This is a genomic window from Nonomuraea cypriaca (genome assembly GCF_015645445.1).
GTDB classification, from domain to species: domain Bacteria; phylum Actinomycetota; class Actinomycetes; order Streptosporangiales; family Streptosporangiaceae; genus Nonomuraea; species Nonomuraea cypriaca.
The window spans coordinates 1-15195 of record NZ_JADOGI010000245.1 but is presented as its reverse complement, the minus strand read 5'-3'; the positions used below and the strand labels follow the sequence as shown (position 1 = coordinate 15195).

At 70.2% G+C, this 15195-nt stretch carries 17 protein-coding genes; 9 read left to right on the top strand and 8 right to left on the bottom strand.

Annotated elements, in window-relative coordinates; all coding sequences use genetic code 11:
- Positions 1 to 185: 185 nt before the first annotated feature.
- Complete coding sequence (locus tag ITP53_RS58595; protein ID WP_328817989.1) at positions 186 to 2024, top strand: YfjP family GTPase; 1839 nt, start codon at positions 186 to 188, stop codon at positions 2022 to 2024.
- A gap of 62 nt (positions 2025 to 2086) precedes the next feature.
- Here ITP53_RS58595 and ITP53_RS46355 read toward each other — a convergent pair whose 3' ends face one another.
- Complete coding sequence (locus tag ITP53_RS46355; RefSeq protein WP_328817987.1) at positions 2087 to 2299, bottom strand: LysR substrate-binding domain-containing protein; 213 nt, start codon at positions 2297 to 2299, stop codon at positions 2087 to 2089.
- Between the two features lie 10 nt (positions 2300 to 2309).
- On the opposite strand from ITP53_RS46355, the gene ITP53_RS56550 reads away from it, so the two are divergent.
- The 6 genes from ITP53_RS56550 to ITP53_RS46325 all read left to right on the top strand — a co-directional run bounded on the left by ITP53_RS56550 (position 2310) and on the right by ITP53_RS46325 (position 7221).
- Complete coding sequence (locus tag ITP53_RS56550) at positions 2310 to 2732, top strand: zinc ribbon domain-containing protein (protein ID WP_207757389.1); 423 nt, start codon at positions 2310 to 2312, stop codon at positions 2730 to 2732.
- 24 nt (positions 2733 to 2756) lie between these two features.
- Complete coding sequence (gene tdh, locus ITP53_RS46345) at positions 2757 to 3857, top strand: L-threonine 3-dehydrogenase (RefSeq protein WP_236051955.1); 1101 nt, start codon at positions 2757 to 2759, stop codon at positions 3855 to 3857.
- On the top strand, positions 3857 to 5026 hold the full coding sequence (locus tag ITP53_RS46340; RefSeq protein ID WP_195901858.1) for a glycine C-acetyltransferase: 1170 nt from the start codon (positions 3857 to 3859) through the stop codon (positions 5024 to 5026). Before tdh ends, ITP53_RS46340 begins: the two co-directional genes overlap by 1 nt.
- An 89-nt stretch (positions 5027 to 5115) precedes the next feature.
- Complete coding sequence (locus tag ITP53_RS46335) at positions 5116 to 5874, top strand: LysR family transcriptional regulator (RefSeq protein ID WP_195901857.1); 759 nt, start codon at positions 5116 to 5118, stop codon at positions 5872 to 5874.
- Positions 5771 to 6040 carry an ABC transporter permease family protein gene (locus ITP53_RS46330; protein ID WP_236051957.1) on the top strand — a complete coding sequence of 90 codons (270 nt, stop codon included), beginning with the start codon at positions 5771 to 5773 and terminating at the stop codon, positions 6038 to 6040. Before ITP53_RS46335 ends, ITP53_RS46330 begins: the two co-directional genes overlap by 104 nt.
- 11 nt (positions 6041 to 6051) lie before the next feature.
- Positions 6052 to 7221 carry a Gfo/Idh/MocA family protein gene (locus ITP53_RS46325; protein WP_195901855.1) on the top strand — a complete coding sequence of 390 codons (1170 nt, stop codon included), beginning with the start codon at positions 6052 to 6054 and terminating at the stop codon, positions 7219 to 7221.
- A 75-nt stretch (positions 7222 to 7296) separates the two neighbouring features.
- Here the strand turns inward: ITP53_RS46325 and ITP53_RS46320 are convergent, their stop codons facing one another.
- The 7 genes from ITP53_RS46320 to ITP53_RS46290 form a co-directional block, all read right to left on the bottom strand.
- Positions 7297 to 8373 carry an SPFH domain-containing protein gene (locus tag ITP53_RS46320; RefSeq protein WP_195901854.1) on the bottom strand — a complete coding sequence of 359 codons (1077 nt, stop codon included), beginning with the start codon at positions 8371 to 8373 and terminating at the stop codon, positions 7297 to 7299.
- Positions 8374 to 8376: 3 nt separating this feature from the next.
- Positions 8377 to 8808 (bottom strand): NfeD family protein, encoded by a 432-nt coding sequence (locus ITP53_RS46315; protein WP_195901853.1) that lies wholly within the window; start codon positions 8806 to 8808, stop codon positions 8377 to 8379.
- Positions 8809 to 8883: 75 nt separating this feature from the next.
- Complete coding sequence (locus ITP53_RS46310) at positions 8884 to 10053, bottom strand: L,D-transpeptidase (protein WP_195901852.1); 1170 nt, start codon at positions 10051 to 10053, stop codon at positions 8884 to 8886.
- A gap of 73 nt (positions 10054 to 10126) precedes the next feature.
- The gene (gene fahA / locus ITP53_RS46305) at positions 10127 to 11230 is read right to left on the bottom strand and encodes a fumarylacetoacetase (RefSeq protein ID WP_195901851.1); all 1104 of its coding nucleotides are present in this window, start codon (positions 11228 to 11230) and stop codon (positions 10127 to 10129) included.
- Positions 11227 to 12003, bottom strand: a complete 777-nt coding sequence (locus ITP53_RS46300) for a hypothetical protein (RefSeq protein WP_195901850.1) — start codon at positions 12001 to 12003, stop codon at positions 11227 to 11229. The genes fahA and ITP53_RS46300 overlap by 4 nt, the downstream gene beginning before the upstream one ends.
- Positions 12000 to 13169: a homogentisate 1,2-dioxygenase gene (locus tag ITP53_RS46295; RefSeq protein ID WP_195901849.1), complete on the bottom strand. Its 1170-nt coding sequence runs from the start codon at positions 13167 to 13169 to the stop codon at positions 12000 to 12002. Before ITP53_RS46295 ends, ITP53_RS46300 begins: the two co-directional genes overlap by 4 nt.
- A gap of 78 nt (positions 13170 to 13247) precedes the next feature.
- A complete protein-coding gene (locus ITP53_RS46290) occupies positions 13248 to 13886 on the bottom strand; it encodes a helix-turn-helix domain-containing protein (protein ID WP_195901848.1) in 639 nt (212 codons plus the stop codon).
- Between the two features lie 73 nt (positions 13887 to 13959).
- Between ITP53_RS46290 and ITP53_RS46285 the strand changes: the two genes are divergently transcribed.
- A complete protein-coding gene (locus ITP53_RS46285) occupies positions 13960 to 14586 on the top strand; it encodes a hypothetical protein (protein ID WP_195901847.1) in 627 nt (208 codons plus the stop codon).
- A gap of 39 nt (positions 14587 to 14625) precedes the next feature.
- Positions 14626 to 15195 (top strand): NAD(P)/FAD-dependent oxidoreductase (locus tag ITP53_RS46280; protein WP_195901846.1); only part of this gene is annotated, 570 nt, incomplete at its 3' end.

Below are 15195 nucleotides of genomic sequence, written 5' to 3'. Positions count from 1 at the left end.
GGCCTGGAGCGTCCGGCCCACCCGGAGCGTTCGTCCGGCCCCCAGCGTTCGCCTGGCTCGGAGCGTTCGCCTGGTCCGGAGCGTTCGCGTGGCGGGGGTGCGGAGGGCGCAGGTGGGGGCTCTGGTGACACAGAGCCTTTTGATCGGGCCTGGATCGAGGGTGGCGACGGCAGAGGGGACGGGTCGTGAAGTTGCTGCGGCGTAAGGAGGGGCCGTCGCTCGACTCCCGGCTGGCCGCGCTGCTGGAGGCGGCGTCGTTGGGTGCGGGACGGCTGTCCGAGGAGGCGGTGTCGGGCGCGCGTGCGGTCGCAGGACGGGCCGGAGCCCGCCGCAGCCTCTCCGTAGAGCACACCGTGGCCGCGCTGGCGGGCGCGACGGGCAGCGGGAAGTCGTCGCTGTACAACGCCCTGGCCGGTACAGAGCTGGCGGCCGTGGGCGTCACCAGGCCCACGACGTCGACCGCGCAGGCCGCGCTCTGGGACGGCGACGGCTCGGGCACGTTGCTGGACTGGCTGGACATCCCGCAGCGCCACCCGGCCACCGAAAACCCCGACTTGTCCGGACTTATCCTGCTCGATCTCCCGGACCACGACTCCATCCAGCTCTCCCACCGCCTGGAGGTCGACCGCCTGGTGGAGCTGGTCGACCTGCTGGTCTGGGTGGTGGACCCGCAGAAGTACGCCGACGCCGCGCTCCACGAGCGCTACCTGCGCCCGCTGGCCGCTCACCGGGACGTCATGCTGGTGGTGCTCAACCAGGTGGACCGCCTGCCCCCGCAGGCCGTCGACCGCTGCGTACGCGACCTGCGCCGCCTCCTGGACGACGACGGCCTGTCGGGTGTCCCGGTGCTGGCCGCCTCCGCCCGTACCGGCACCGGCCTGCCCGAGCTCCGTTCGCTTCTGGGAGAGCGCGTCTCGGAACGTACGTCCTGGTCCGTCCGCCTGTCCGCCGACGTCAAGTCCGCCGCCGACCACCTCGCCACCGCCGGCCCGCCCACCGGGCAACCGGCCGCCGCGCTTGACGCGACCCCGGACTCCGGTGGACGGGCCGTGTCCGGTGACGGCGGCGCCCTGGTGACCGGGACGGAGGAGCGGCTCCGGGACCGTGCGGTGAGTGGGGAGGCGCGTCCTGGGGACGGCGCGGAGAGGCGGCCCAGGGGCGACGTGGTGAGTGGGGCGGCGGGAAGAGGCATGACGCGGGCGTCGGCGGACGGCCCGAAACGGACGGCGGGTTTGGATCGAGGGCTCACCAGGGCGCTTTCCGAGGCGGCCGGGGTGCCGCTGGTCGTGGAGGCCGTGGCCAAGGGGCACCGGCATCGGGCCGTCGTCGCGACCGGGTGGCCGGTCACCAGGTGGGTACGCAGGTTCCGGCCCGACCCACTCCGCAGGCTGCGGATCGGCGGCATGGCGCCGCCCCGCGAACCGGGCAGGGAGCCAGGCAGGGAGATCGTCGGCCGTACCTCCGTCCCGGCGGCGTCGGCCGTACAGAGGGCACAGGTCGAGACGGCGATCAGGGACGTCGGTGAGGCGGCCGCGGTGGGACTGCCCGGCCCGTGGGCGGCGGCGGTGCGACAGGCGGCGCGGTCGCGCGCCCAGGAGCTGGCGGACGCGGTGGACCGGGCGGTGGGCAAGACGTCCGTCGGCGCCACGAAGCGGCCCAGGTGGTGGCGGGCCGTGAACGTGCTGCAGTGGCTGGTGTTCGCGACCATGGTGGCGGGCGCGTTGTGGCTCGGGGTGCTGTTCGGGATGGACTACCTGCGCCTGCCAAAGCCGCCGCTCCCGGCCGCCGGCGTGGTGCCGTGGCCGACGGTGCTGCTGGTGGGCGGTGCGCTGGCCGGCGTGCTGATCGCGTTGTTGTCGCGGCTGGCCGCCTGGGCGGGTGGCCGGCGCAGAGCCCGCCGTACGGCCAGGGCCCTGCGCACGGCCATCGGCCAGGTCAGCAAGGCGTACGTGCTGGACCCTGTGGAAGCGGAGCTGGACCGGCACGCCCGCTTCGCCGAGGCACTCGACCTGGCCCGATCCTGAGCGGGCCGGGCGTTGTCCGGGCTCAGCCGGTCCTTCCGGATCGGCGAACACACCTGCGGGCTTCACCCGGTTCCGAGCGAGCCGGCGACCGTGCGGAGTGACGACAGGAGCGGGCGCAGGAGGGGGTGGCAGTCGGAGCCGCGGCGTACGGCGGCGAAGACCCGGCGTTCCGGTCCCGGCGTGTGACGCACCACCACCCCGGGCAACGCCATGTCGCGCAACGCGAGCCGCGGCACCAGCGCCACCCCCGCACCCGCCCCGACCAGGGCGACCACGGTCGCTGGGATGCTGCGCAACCGGCGGCTGGCCCGCTCGATCTCCGACGCCGCCTTCGGCGAGATCCGCCGCCAACTCGCCTACAAAACCGCGTGGAACGGCGGCAGGCTGGTGGCCGTCGGCCGGTGGTTCCCCTCCTCCAAGACGTGCTCGGCGTGCGGGACAGTGAAAACCAAACTGCCCCTGCGGATGCGTACCTTCGTCTGTGAGGCGTGCGGCCTGGTGCTGGACCGGGACCGCAACGCCGCGCTCAACCTCGCTTCGCTGGTGAAGCAGGTCGCCGGGAGTGGCCCGGAGACTTTAAACGGATGTGGAGCCGACCGTGAGACCGGGCCTGGCCCGGCTGGTGGCTGTGAAGCGTCTACCCCGCGCCGGGCGACCGGGCAAGACGGGGACCTTCGCCCAGCAATGAGCGAAACACTGAGACACTGATACTCAGTGAACGGAAGTGGAGCCATGAAAGCGCTGGTCAAGGAGAGTGCCGAGCCTGGTCTCCGGCTGATGGACGTGCCGGAGCCTGAGCTGGGGTCTGGTGAGGTGAAGATCCGGGTACTCCGGACCGGCATCTGCGGCACCGACCTGCATATCCGGAAATTTGATGACTGGGCGCGGCATACCTTGACGCTTCCGCTCATCGTGGGACATGAGTTCTCCGGCCACGTGGTCGAGGTGGCGCCGGGCGTCGAGGACGTCTCCGTCGGCGACCTCGTCAGCGGCGAGGGACACCTCGTGTGCGGCAAGTGCCGCAACTGCATGGCGGGCCGCAGGCACCTGTGCCGCAACACGGTCGGCCTCGGCGTCAACAGGGACGGCGCGTTCGCCGAGTACGTCACGCTGCCCGCCACGAACGTCTGGGTGCACCGGGTGCCCGTCCACCCGGACGTGGCGGCCATCTTCGATCCGTTCGGGAACGCCGTACACACCGCTCTGTCCTTTCCATTGGTCGGCGAGGACGTGCTGATCACGGGGGCGGGGCCGATCGGCTTGATGGCGGCGGCCGTGGCCACACACGTGGGCGCGCGCAACGTGATGATCACCGACGTCAGCGACGAGCGGCTCGAACTGGCCGGCAAGCTCGGCGTCTCCCTGGCGCTGAACGTCTCCAGGTCCTCGATCGCCGAGGGCATGCGGCGGTTGCACATGCGCGAGGGGTTCGACGTGGGGCTGGAGATGTCGGGCAACCCCCAGGCCGTACGCGACATGATCGCGAGCATGACGCACGGCGGGAAGATCGCCATGCTGGGGCTGCCCGCGGAGGAGTTCGCCATCGACTGGGCCACCGTCGTGACGTCGATGCTCACCATCAAGGGCGTGTACGGCCGTGAGATGTTCGAGACCTGGTACAACATGTCCGTTCTGCTGGAGAAGGGGCTCGACCTGTCCCCGGTGATCACCGACCGGTTCTCGTACCGGGACTTCGACGAGGCATTCGACACGGCGGCGAGCGGCCGCACGGGCAAGGTCATCCTGGACTGGAGCGGAGAAGCTCCGACCGAGAGTGCGAGTAACGAGCCAACGAGGGCCGAAGCGGCCGCGACCATGAACAGGAGCGCTTGATGTTCACGAACGTGCGCGAGCAGCTGCGTACGACGCTCGACGAGATCACCGAGGCCGGGCTGTTCAAGCCCGAACGCGTGATCGGCACCCCGCAGAGCTCCCAGGTGAGCGTGGCCGGCCGCGAGGTCCTGAACTTCTGCGCCAACAACTACCTGGGCCTCGCCGACGACCCCACCGTGATCGACGCGGCCAAGGCGGCGCTGGACCGGTGGGGGTTCGGGATGGCCTCCGTACGGTTCATCTGCGGCACCCAGGAAGTGCACAAGGAGCTCGAAGCGCGCCTGACGGACTTCCTCGGCATGGAGGACACCGTCCTCTACAGCTCCTGTTTCGACGCGAACGGCGGCATCTTCGAGACCCTGCTCGACGCCCAGGACGCGGTCATCTCCGACGCGCTCAACCACGCCAGCATCATCGACGGCATCCGTCTTTCCAAGGCCAAGCGCCTCCGGTACGCCAACCGCGACATGGCCGAGCTGGAGGCCAGGCTGAAGGAGTCCGCGGACGCGCGACGGCGGCTGATCGTGACCGACGGCGTTTTCTCCATGGACGGATATCTCGCGCCGTTGCCGGACATTTGCGACCTGGCCGAGCAGTACGACGCCATGGTGATGGTCGACGACTCCCACGCCGTCGGCTTCGTCGGCCCGACCGGGCGCGGCACGCCCGAGTTGCACGGTGTCACGGATCGGATCGACGTCATCACCGGCACGCTGGGCAAGGCGCTCGGCGGGGCCAGCGGCGGCTACGTCTCGGCCCGCAAGGAGATCTGTGAGCTGCTGCGTCAGCGGTCGCGGCCGTACCTGTTCTCCAACTCGCTCGCCCCGATCATCGCCTCGGCGTCGCTGCGCATCCTCAACCTGCTCGAGACCTCCGCCGACGCCCGCGAACGGCTGCGCTCCAACACCGCGCGGTTCCGAAGCAAGATGACCAGGGCCGGGTTCGACATCCTGCCGGGCGACCATCCGATCGTGCCCGTGATGATCGGCGACGCCGGCGAGGCCGCGGCCATGGCCGAACGCCTGCTCGACCTGGGCATCTACGTGATCGGCTTCTCCTACCCTGTCGTGCCGCACGGCAAGGCGAGAATCCGCGTCCAGCTCTCGGCCGCCCACTCCCCAGAGGACGTGGACCGCGCCGTACACGCCTTCATCCAGGCCCGGGGCTGAGTATCCTCCTGCGAGGGAACGCCGCCGCCTGAAGCAGCGGGCGGCACAAGGCGGACGAGCCCCGCCGAACTCAGTGAGGCCATGAGCACGTGATTGATGTGCGGCGGTTGCGGACGTTGCGGGCGGTGGCTGATCATGGGACGGTCACCGCCGCTGCGGCGGCGTTGCATCTGACCCCGTCCGCCGTGTCGCAGCAGCTTGTCGCGCTGGAGCACGAGGTGGGTCATCGGCTGCTCACCCGTGACGGGCGCGGCGTTCACCTCACCGCCGTCGGCAAGATCATGGTGGCCCATGCCAACGAGGTCCTCGCCCAGCTCGAACGCGCCGAGGCGGAGGTGGCCGCGTACACGACGGGTGAGGCCGGTGAGGTCACGGTGGCCTGCTTCGCGACGGCGATCAGCGCCGTGCTCTCCCCCGCGATCACCGCGTTCCGCGCCAAGGCGCCCGGCGTCCAGGTACGCGTGCTGGACGCCGAGGGTGACCACAGCCTGGCCATGCTGCTGGACTCCGAGGCCGACCTGGCGATCGCGGTCGAATACCGGGGCGCCCCCGACGCCGCCGACCGCCGCCTCTCGCGCCTGCCGCTGTACGCCGAGCCGTTCGACCTGGTGCTCCCCCACGACCACCCCCTGGCGGAGTCGGCGACCCTGGTGTCGCTGGCCACCGAGACCTGGATCGGCCTCTATCCCGGAGGAGGCGGCCAGGATCGACGGGGCCAACCCGTTGCGGACCTTCTGGAGCGTGATGTTGCCGCTCGCCCGGCCGGGTCTGATCGCTTTCGGGGTGCTCACCGTGCTCTGGTCGTGGAAGGACCTGATGTGGCCGCTCATCGTGAACACCGAGCCTGAGAAGATGACGCTGTCGGCCGGGCTCTCGGCGCTGCGGGGTGAGCACGTCACCGAATACCCGGTGCTCATGGCGGGCTCGTTGATGGCGACCGTGCCGATCATCGTGATCTTCGTGGTGCTGCAGAGACAGCTCATCGCGGGAATCGCCTTCACCGGCTCGAAATAGGAAGGACGTCTGTGGAAGACCTGCGCATCGGAGTCATCGGGCTCGGTCTGCGGACGAGCCTCGCTCTGGCCGCGCAACGGCCGGGCGGGGGCTCGGTCGTGGCCGCGCTGTGCGACTCCGACCCTGCGGTGCTCAAGGCGAAGGCCGGGCGGTTCGAGGCGGAGTTCCTGACCCAGGATCACCGCGACCTGCTCGACCGGCCCGACCTCGACGCCATCGTCGTGAACACGCCCGACGACACGCACGAGCGGCTCGCGATCGACTGCCTCCAGGCCGGCAAGGCCGTCTACCTGGAGAAGCCGATGGCGATCACCGTGGAGGGCTGCGACAACATCCTGCGCGCCGCCCGTGAGACGGGCACCCGCCTGTACGTGGGGCACAACATGCGTCACATGGGCGTGGTACGCCTGATGCGCGACATCATCGGAAAGGGCGTGATCGGCGAGCCCAAGACCGTCTGGGTCCGCCACTTCGTCTCCTACGGCGGCGACTACTACTTCAAGGACTGGCACGCCGACCGCACCCGCACCACGGGACTGCTGTTGCAGAAGGCGGCGCACGATCTGGACGTGATCCACTGGCTCGCCGGCGGCTACACCACGCGGGTGAACGCCTTCGGCGACCTGATGCTCTACGGCGACCTGCCGCGCCGCGCCCCCGGCACCCCGCGTCCCGAGGGCTGGCTCAAGGAGTACGAGTGGCCGCCCGCCCAGCGCGCGGACCTGCATCACGTCATCGACGTCGAGGACGTGTCGGTCATGAACATGCGCCTGGACAACGGCGTCATCGCGGCCTACCAGCAGTGCCACTTCACGCCCGACTACGTGCGCAACTACACGGTCATCGGCACGGAGGGGCGGCTGGAGAACTTCGGCGACGGGCCAGGCGACACGGTCAAGGTGTGGAACACCGGGCCCACCGGTTACCGGGGCGACTGCGACATCGCTTACACGGTGCCGGCCGCGCAGGGGTCGCACGGGGGCGCGGACGCGGAGATCATGACGGAGTTCCTCAGGTTCGTCAGGGACGGCGGGGTGACGGACACCTCGCCGGTGGCGGCCAGGATGAGCGTTGCCGCCGGGTACATGGCCACGATGTCGCTGCGGGACGGCGGGATGCCGTACGACGTGCCGCCCCTGGACGCGGAGCTGGCCGCGTACTTCGACCGGGGACAACGCTGACCCCGGAACCGGGACGGCACCCTCAGGGCGGAGGTGCCCACCGCGTGGCAGGCACCTCGTACGAACCCAGGAGCCTCAGTGGTCGGCCTGCTTGGGCTCCTTGTTCAGGTCGGGGAACGGGGACGGCTCCTGGATCCCCTGGGTGATCTGGCGCGGGCCCTTCGGGGGCTCCGCCTCCTGGGCGTCCGCGACGGCCTCGGCCGCCGCCTCCGCGGCCTTGGCGGCCTCTTCCTCCGCCGCCGAGCTCTCCGGCATCTCCTCCCGCGTCGCCGCCGACTTGGGCAAGGCCTCGGTGAACGCCTTCGAGACGCCCTGCAGCGCCGACGTGACCTCGCTCGGAATCACCCAGAACGTGTTGCCCTCGCCCTGCGCGAGCTGCGGCAGCACCTGCAGATACTGGTACGCCAGCAGCTTCGGGTCCGGGTCGTTGCGGTGGACCGCCTGGAAGACCTGGTCGATGGCGCGCGACTGGCCCTCGGCCTCCAGGATGGCGGCCGTGCGCCCGCCCTCGGCCCGCAGGATGCGGCTCTGCTTGTCGCCCTCCGCCGTGAGGATCTGCGACTGCCGCTGCCCCTCGGCGTTGAGGATCGCGGCCCGCTTGTCCCGCTCGGCCCGCATCTGCTTCTCCATCGCGTCTTTTATGGTTTTGGGCGGGTCGATGGCCTTGATCTCGACGCGGTTGACGCGCAGCCCCCACTTGCCGGTGGCCTCGTCGAGGACGCCGCGCAGTTGGCTGTTGATGGTGTCGCGGGAGGTCAGGGTCTTCTCCAGGTCCATGGAGCCGACGACGTTACGCAGGGTCGTGACGGTGAGCTGCTCGACGCCCTGGATGTAGTTGGCGATCTCGTACGCCGCCGCCCGCGGGTCGGTGACCTGGAAGTAGAGGACGGTGTCGATCTCGACGACCAGGTTGTCCTCGGTGATGACGGGCTGCGGGCGGAAGGAGACGACCTGCTCGCGCAGATCGATCACCGGGTAGACGCGGTCGATGTAGGGGATGACGAAGTTGAGTCCGGGTTTGAGCGTGCGGTGGTAGCGGCCCAGCCGCTCGACGTTGCGCGCCCGGGCCTGCGGGATGATCCGCACGGCCTTGAGCACGGTGAACACCGCGAAAAGTATGATGAACAGCCCCACCAGCAACAGTGGATCCATGGCTCACTCCCGGGGATAGACGAGGGCTGTCGCTCCCTCGATCTCGATGATGTCGACGGTCGCCCCCGTGGGTATCACCAGGGTTTCGTCGTAGGCCCGCGCGGACCATTCCTCGCCCCCGATGCGTACCCGTCCGTCGCGTCCCGTTACCTCCGAGACCACATAGGCGGGCTTGCCGACGAGTGCCTCCACACCGAACCGTTGCAGTTGCGGCTGCCTGATATGACGCATGGCGATCGGCTTGAGCACGATCAGACCGGCCGCCGACGAGATGGCGAAGAACAGCAGTTGCAGGGGGACGGGCAACCCGATGGCCGCGGTCGCGGCGGTCAGCAACGCGGCCACGCCCAGCAGTCCGAGCGAGGCCGTGAGGGTGAAGATCTCGGCCACGCCGAGGACGACTGCGAGGATTACCCAGATGATCCATTCATCCATGTCCGGCCCTCCTATAGGGACAACGGGCCTGCGCGCGCGAGCGTTCCCCCCTCGCTGTCTACGTTAATCCTGGTTTTACCGTTGTGGCACCAATCCACCTGCGGAATCGGCGGAAGGCAGCGCGCTGCCCTGCCGCCATTTCTCCCACGGGAGCTGCCAGAAACCCCAGCCGTTGTCCCATTCGAGCGCGCGGTCGGTGCCGATGATCGTTACGGGATCGCCGCGCAGTGAGGTGTCGTAGAACCAGGCCGCCTGGTCCGGCCGGGAATTGATGCAGCCGTGACTCACGTTTTCCCGGCCCTGCGCCCAGACGTTGTCCTTGGCGTGCACGTATTCGCCGCTGTCGGAAATGCGTACGGCGTGGCCGATCAGTTCGTCGTAATAACCCGGCTCGCCTTCGACGCGGCCGGGGGAGACCATCCGGACCGGGTCACCTTTGTCCATGGTCAGATGAACGCCGCTGGTCGTGGTGTATTCGCGGGTGGTGGCCATGCCCGCGCTGATGGCCATCTGCCGCACGATCCGGCCGTCGCGGCGGACCACCATCTGGTGGGTCCTGGTGTCGATCGAGCTGGACTGGTCACGGCCGACGGTGAAGACGAAGGTGGAGTCCGCGGTGCCGTGGACGCCGGCGCCCGCGCGTACGCCGGCCAGGTGGGCGGTGACCGTGACGTGCTGCCGCGGCGCCCAGAACCGCCGGGGGCGGTAGACGACCCGGGTGTCGCTGGTCCACCGCCACGCGCCCTCGACCGGGATCTCCGGGACGACCTCCAGCGCCCGCTCGACGGCCGCCTTGTCCGCCACGGGCGTGTCGAAGTCGATGATGACCGGCATGCCGGTGCCGACCGTCTCACCCGGCAGGGGCGTGGTCGAGGCGATCTCGAGGGTCCGCTCGACCGGCCGGGTGCGGAAGCGGCCCATCGCGACCGTGGCCGGGCCGCTCGCACCCGCGGCCCGCGCGGTCACCGTGTATTCGGTGTCGGGCATGAGCGTCCAGTCGGAGCGCCACGTCGTGTGGGCGCCGTCGAGCCGGCCGGGCACCGGCTCCCCGCGCTGATAGACCAGCACCTCGCTGAGCGTGCCGCCGTGCGCCTCGACCACCAGGCCGCGGTCGGTCCTGGCCCGCTCGGCGTCGAACGCCGGATAGGCCCGCACGACCGGGGGCTTGGCCGGGGGCCGCGTGGCCGCGGGGCCGCACCCGCAGGCCAGAAGGAGGGCGACACAAAGCATCGCCGCGCGCCGCATGTGACTCCTGCTTTCCGAGGGAAGGGGTGATCCCAGAATAGCGTTGAGTCATTGATCGAGCACGTTGAGTCACTTACACGATGGTTCCGGAAACTTCCCCCAATGTCAGGGCACCTGCCGTGGCCCTGATGGTCACGGTGTCACCATCCTGCAGAAACGAGCGCGTCTCGCCGCTCGGCAGCTTGATCGGATCGGTCCCGTTCCAGGTCAGCTCGATGAGCGAGCCGCGCTCCGCCCGCTCGGGGCCGGAGACCGTGCCGCTGGCGAACAGGTCCCCCGTGCGCAGCGCGGCGCCGTTCACGGTCAGGTGGGCGAGCATCTGGTCGGGCGTCCAGTACATGCCCGAGTACGGCGGCCGCGACACGACCTCCCCGTTGAGCACCACCTCGAGCTGCACGTCCAGCCCCCAGTCACCCTGCCGCCGCAGGTAGGCGGCCGGTTCGGGGTCCTGGACGCGGCCGGGGATCCGCGGCAGCGCCTCCAGTGGCGTGATCCACGGTGAGATCGACGTGGCGAACGACTTGGCCAGGAACGGCCCGAGCGGCACGTACTCCCAGGACTGGATGTCGCGCGCGCTCCAGTCGTTCACCAGGGTCACCCCGAACACATGGTCCTCGAACGCCCCGGCGGGGGAGCCGAGCGCGGTCGGCACGCCCACCACGAACCCCAGCTCCGCCTCGATGTCGAGCTTCGCGCACGGACCGAACACCCCGGCGGACAACTGCCCGTGCGGCCGCCGGACCGGCGTGCCTGACACGACGACCGTGCCCGACCTGCCGTGGTAGCCGACGGGCAGGTGCCGCCAGTTGGGCAGCAGCGGCTCCGAGCCTGGGCGGAGGATCCGGCCGAGGTTGCTCGCGTGGTCGATCGAGCAGTAGAAGTCGACGTAGTCGGCGACCTCGAACGGCATGTGCAGCCGCACCTGCTCCAGCGGGATCAGGTGCGCCTCGGTCACGGGCAGGTCGCCGGTGAGTTTGTTCTGGATCAGCGTCCTGGTGTCGTGCCAGGCCATCCGGCCCCTGGCCATGAACGGGTTGAGCGAGGGGGCGGCGAACACCTCGTCGTGCAGGGCGGGAGCCAGGTCGAGCACCTTGTCGCCGTACCGCACGCCGACCCTGGGCCGCTCGCCGGGGCACGAGAACACCCCGTAGGGCAGGTTGTCCACACCCCAGGTCACGAAGCCTCCTTGATCAGTCCGAGCGCGCGCAGGTCGTGGAGGGGTGTGCTGGTGCAGCAGGAGCCGTAGCTCACCAGCAGCCGCCGCGCCTGCTTCGCCGTGTCCTCGGGTACGGACACCGCCATCCGTACGAGATGGGCCGCGTCCGTGGTGCGCAGCACGGGCACGGGATCGCGCCCCTCGACGGTCTCGCAGACCGCGAGCACCAGGTTCAGGAACCCGTGACGATCGACGCCGAGCGAGGGGTCGAAGTGGCGTACGGCGTGATGCAGCCCCGCCGTCGCCTTGAATGAGACGTCGTGCTCCACGCAGAACCTGATGAACGTCGCGAGATGCTCCACCGGCGGGAAGGCGTCGGCCGTCAGGCCCCCGCAGCGCACCTTCAGCCCCACGCCGTCCGGCACGTCGACGGACATCGACATCGCCTTCGGCGGGACGATCTCCACGAACAGCCGCACCCCGGACGGCAGGTCCAGCTCGGCGGCCAGCGATTCGACCGTCGTGTGCTCCGGCAGCGACACCTCGACCAGGTCCACCGGCAGGTCGTCGAAGGACGGCAGCTTGGAGGTGTCCACGACCAGCCCGATCCGCCGCGGCCGGTACGGCTTGGCGCGCAGCCGGTCGAGCCGGCTGGCCGGGCAGATGAAGCGGTGCGTGAGGACCGGGTTGCCGCGTTCCAGGTCACGCTTGTTCCTGGCCAGGGCCTCCTCCATGTGCAGGGAGGTCGGCGGGAAAAGGCCGGCGTCGTCGACCAGCGACATGTAGACGTTCATCGTGACCAGGTCCAGGCGTAGCCGGAATCCTCGCAGGACAGCGCGCCCTGACCGAGGTCGAGCGGGCGGAAGGTGTCGACCATCACCGCCATCTCCGTGGTCGTCGTGACACCCCGGGCGACCGCGTCGATCACCGCCTCGACCGCCCCCGGTTGCGGCCCGTGCGTGAACCCCGCCGGGTGCAGCGAGATGGATCCGACGTCGATGCCGGATCCGGCCCGCGCGGAGTAGTCGCCGCCCACGTAGAACATGAACTCGTCGGAGTCCACGTTGTGATGGTTGTACGGGATCGGGATGGCCTCGGGGTGGTAGTCCAGCGGCCTCGGGCAGAACGAGCACACCACGAACCCCGGCCCCTCGAACGTCTGGTGCACCGGCGGAGGCGCGTGCGTCTTCTTCACGATCGGCTCGAAGTCATTGATGTTGAACGCGTACGGGTAGAGGTAGCCGTCCCAGCCGACCACGTCGAACGGGTGGTCGCGGTAGACGAGCCTGCTCAGCCCGCCGCGCGTGCGCACCAGCACCGGCACCTCCTCGCCCGCCACGACGAACGGCTCGGCCGGGGCGCGCAGGTCGCGCTCGCAGTAGGGCGCGTGCTCCAGGAACTGGCCGTGCTGCGACAGGTAGCGCCTGGGCGGCCTGATGTGCCCGGCGGCCTCGATGGCCAGCACGCTGACCGGTCCGTCCGGCACCCAGCGGTGGATCGTTCCGGTCGGGATGACCACGTAGTCGCCCTCGGCGGCCTCGATCACGCCGTACGTCGACTCGAACCTCACATCGCCGCGCTGCACGTAGACGCACTCGTCGCCCATCGAGTTGCGGTAGAGCTCGCTCGCCTGGTCGCTGGTCGCGTACGACAGCCGGACGTCGCCGTTGCCGGCCAGCGGGATGCGCCCCGACACCAGGTCGCCGGCGCTGGACAGCTCCTGCGTGCGGAAGTGGCGGGGCGAGAGCGGCAGGTTGGGCGCGAGCCGCGTCTCCACGGCCGGCGTGACCGCCTCCGCCTTGATGATCGCGGTCGGCGAGTGGCGGTGATAGAGCAGCGAGGAGTCGGACGAGAAGCCCTCCTCGCCCATCAACTCCTCCGCGTAGAGACCGCCGTCCGGCCGTCTGAACTGGACGTGTCGCTTACGCGGAACCTCGCCCACGACCCGGTAGTACGGCATCTGCCCCTCCATGCTGTCCGTTAATCGGACGGCCGTGTCCTCTATACGTGACAAAGGTCTGCCATCGTCCAGGAGATGTCAACCCAGCGCGGCGGCGAGTTCGGCGGCGGCCGCCACCACCCGCCGTCCCGTCGACTCCTCCAGCGGTCCGAACGTCACCACCCCCACCGACGCCTCGAGCCACGGCAGCCCGATCACGGGCGCGGCGACACCCCGCGCCCCTTCCTGCAACTGCCCCTCGGTCACGAAGTAGTCGTCCCGGCGGCCATGACTGTCGCGCAGCGCCAGGATCGCCTGCCCCGCCGCGCCTTTCGCCAGCGAATGCCGCGCGCCCTCCCGGTAGGCGACATGCAGATTGGTCCACGACGGCTCCACCACCGCCACCGCCAGCCCGTCGTCACCCTCCGCCACGGTCAGGTGCGCGGTCGCGCCCACCTCCTCGGCCAGTCGCCGCAGCGTCGGCACCGCCGCCGCCCGCAGCAGCGGTTGCACGGCCTGGGCCAGCACCAGCAACCCGAACCCGAGATGCACCCGCCCCTCGGCGTCCCTGCGGACGAACCCCTCGTTCATCAGCGTCGTCAGCAGCCGGTACACCACGGGCCTGCTCAGCGACAGCTCCGCGCTCAGCTCGGTCGGCGTGCGGCCGCCCTTCCCGTCGGCGAGCAGTCTCAGCAGGCGGAGCCCGCGTTCCAGGGTCTGAGCGGATTCGGCGGCCATGCCCACGATTATCTAGTGACGCTACGCGCTGATGGGGGTACGTATCGGCGTACGGAGCAGCCAGGGGGTAGTGATGCGGCGAAGGTGGGCGTTCGTGCTGGCCGGGCTGGCCTTGTGCGGACTGCTCCCCACGGCGTTCCCGGCCGCCGTCACCACCCCCATGACCAACATGTCCGGCCGGTCCCCGATCGGGTCCGGGGCCCTGGTGGAGAACACGTTCTACGTCACCGAGGGCATCGAGGTGAGCCGGCGGCTGCTGCCGACCGGCGAGGGCGTCGCCTTCCGCGCCGCCTACCTCGCGGTCGGGGTCAGGGTCGACAAGGACGGCAGACTGTACGGCACGCCGCGACGCCGCGGCACGTACGTCGCGCCCGTACACGTCTGCGCCGGCCAGGCGTGCACGAAGGAGGAGCTCACCCTGGTGGTGCTCGGCAACGTGCCGTGGGAGCCGGGCGAGTTGACCTTCCCCGGCAAGGCCGGCACCCCGCTGGACGCCGAGATCGGCATCAACGGCGGGCCGGCCGGCGTCCTGCCCGCCTTCACCGTGACCGACCGGGCCAGGCTGCCCAGGGATGTGACGATCGGGCCCGACGGCCACGTGGGCGGTGTGCCGGCGGCTCCCGGCGTCTCCGAGGTCCCGGTGCGGATCTGCGTGGCGGGCAACTGCGCGGGCGTGGTCGTCCGCCTCATCATCGTCTGAGTCTTGCGGGCGGGTACGCGTTCCGGTCACCTTGGTGTCATGAAATCGGTCATTGTGGTCGGAGCGGGCATTTGGGGGTCATCGCTGGCGTTGCGGCTGGCCGAAACCGGCTGGGACGTGACGCTGGTCGAGCAGCACAAGCCGGGACACGTACGGCAGTCGAGCGCGGGCGAGACCCGGCTGCTGCGCTGCGCGCACGGCGGCGACGACTGGTACGCCAGGCTCGCCTGGCGGGCGCGCGACGACTGGCGGAGGCTGGAGGAGCGGGCCGGCGAGGAGTTGTACCAGGAGGCGGGCATGGTGTGGTTCGCCAGGACGCCGGACGGATGGGAGCACGCCAGCGCCCAAGTCCTGAAAAATCTGGACATTCCGTGTGAGGTGCTCGGCCCGGGCGACGGCGGCCGGTTCTTCCCCGACTACCGCGGCGACGACCTCAGCTTCCTGCTCTGGGAGCCGCACGCGGGCGTGATCAGAGCCAGGCGGGCCACCCAGGTGACCGCGGGCCTGGCCGTGGCCGCCGGGGCCCGGCTGGTCAGGGCACGGGCACTGCCCGCCACGTCGGGGAGCACGACCGGGGGCACGGCTGGGGGCACGACCGTGAGCGGGGCC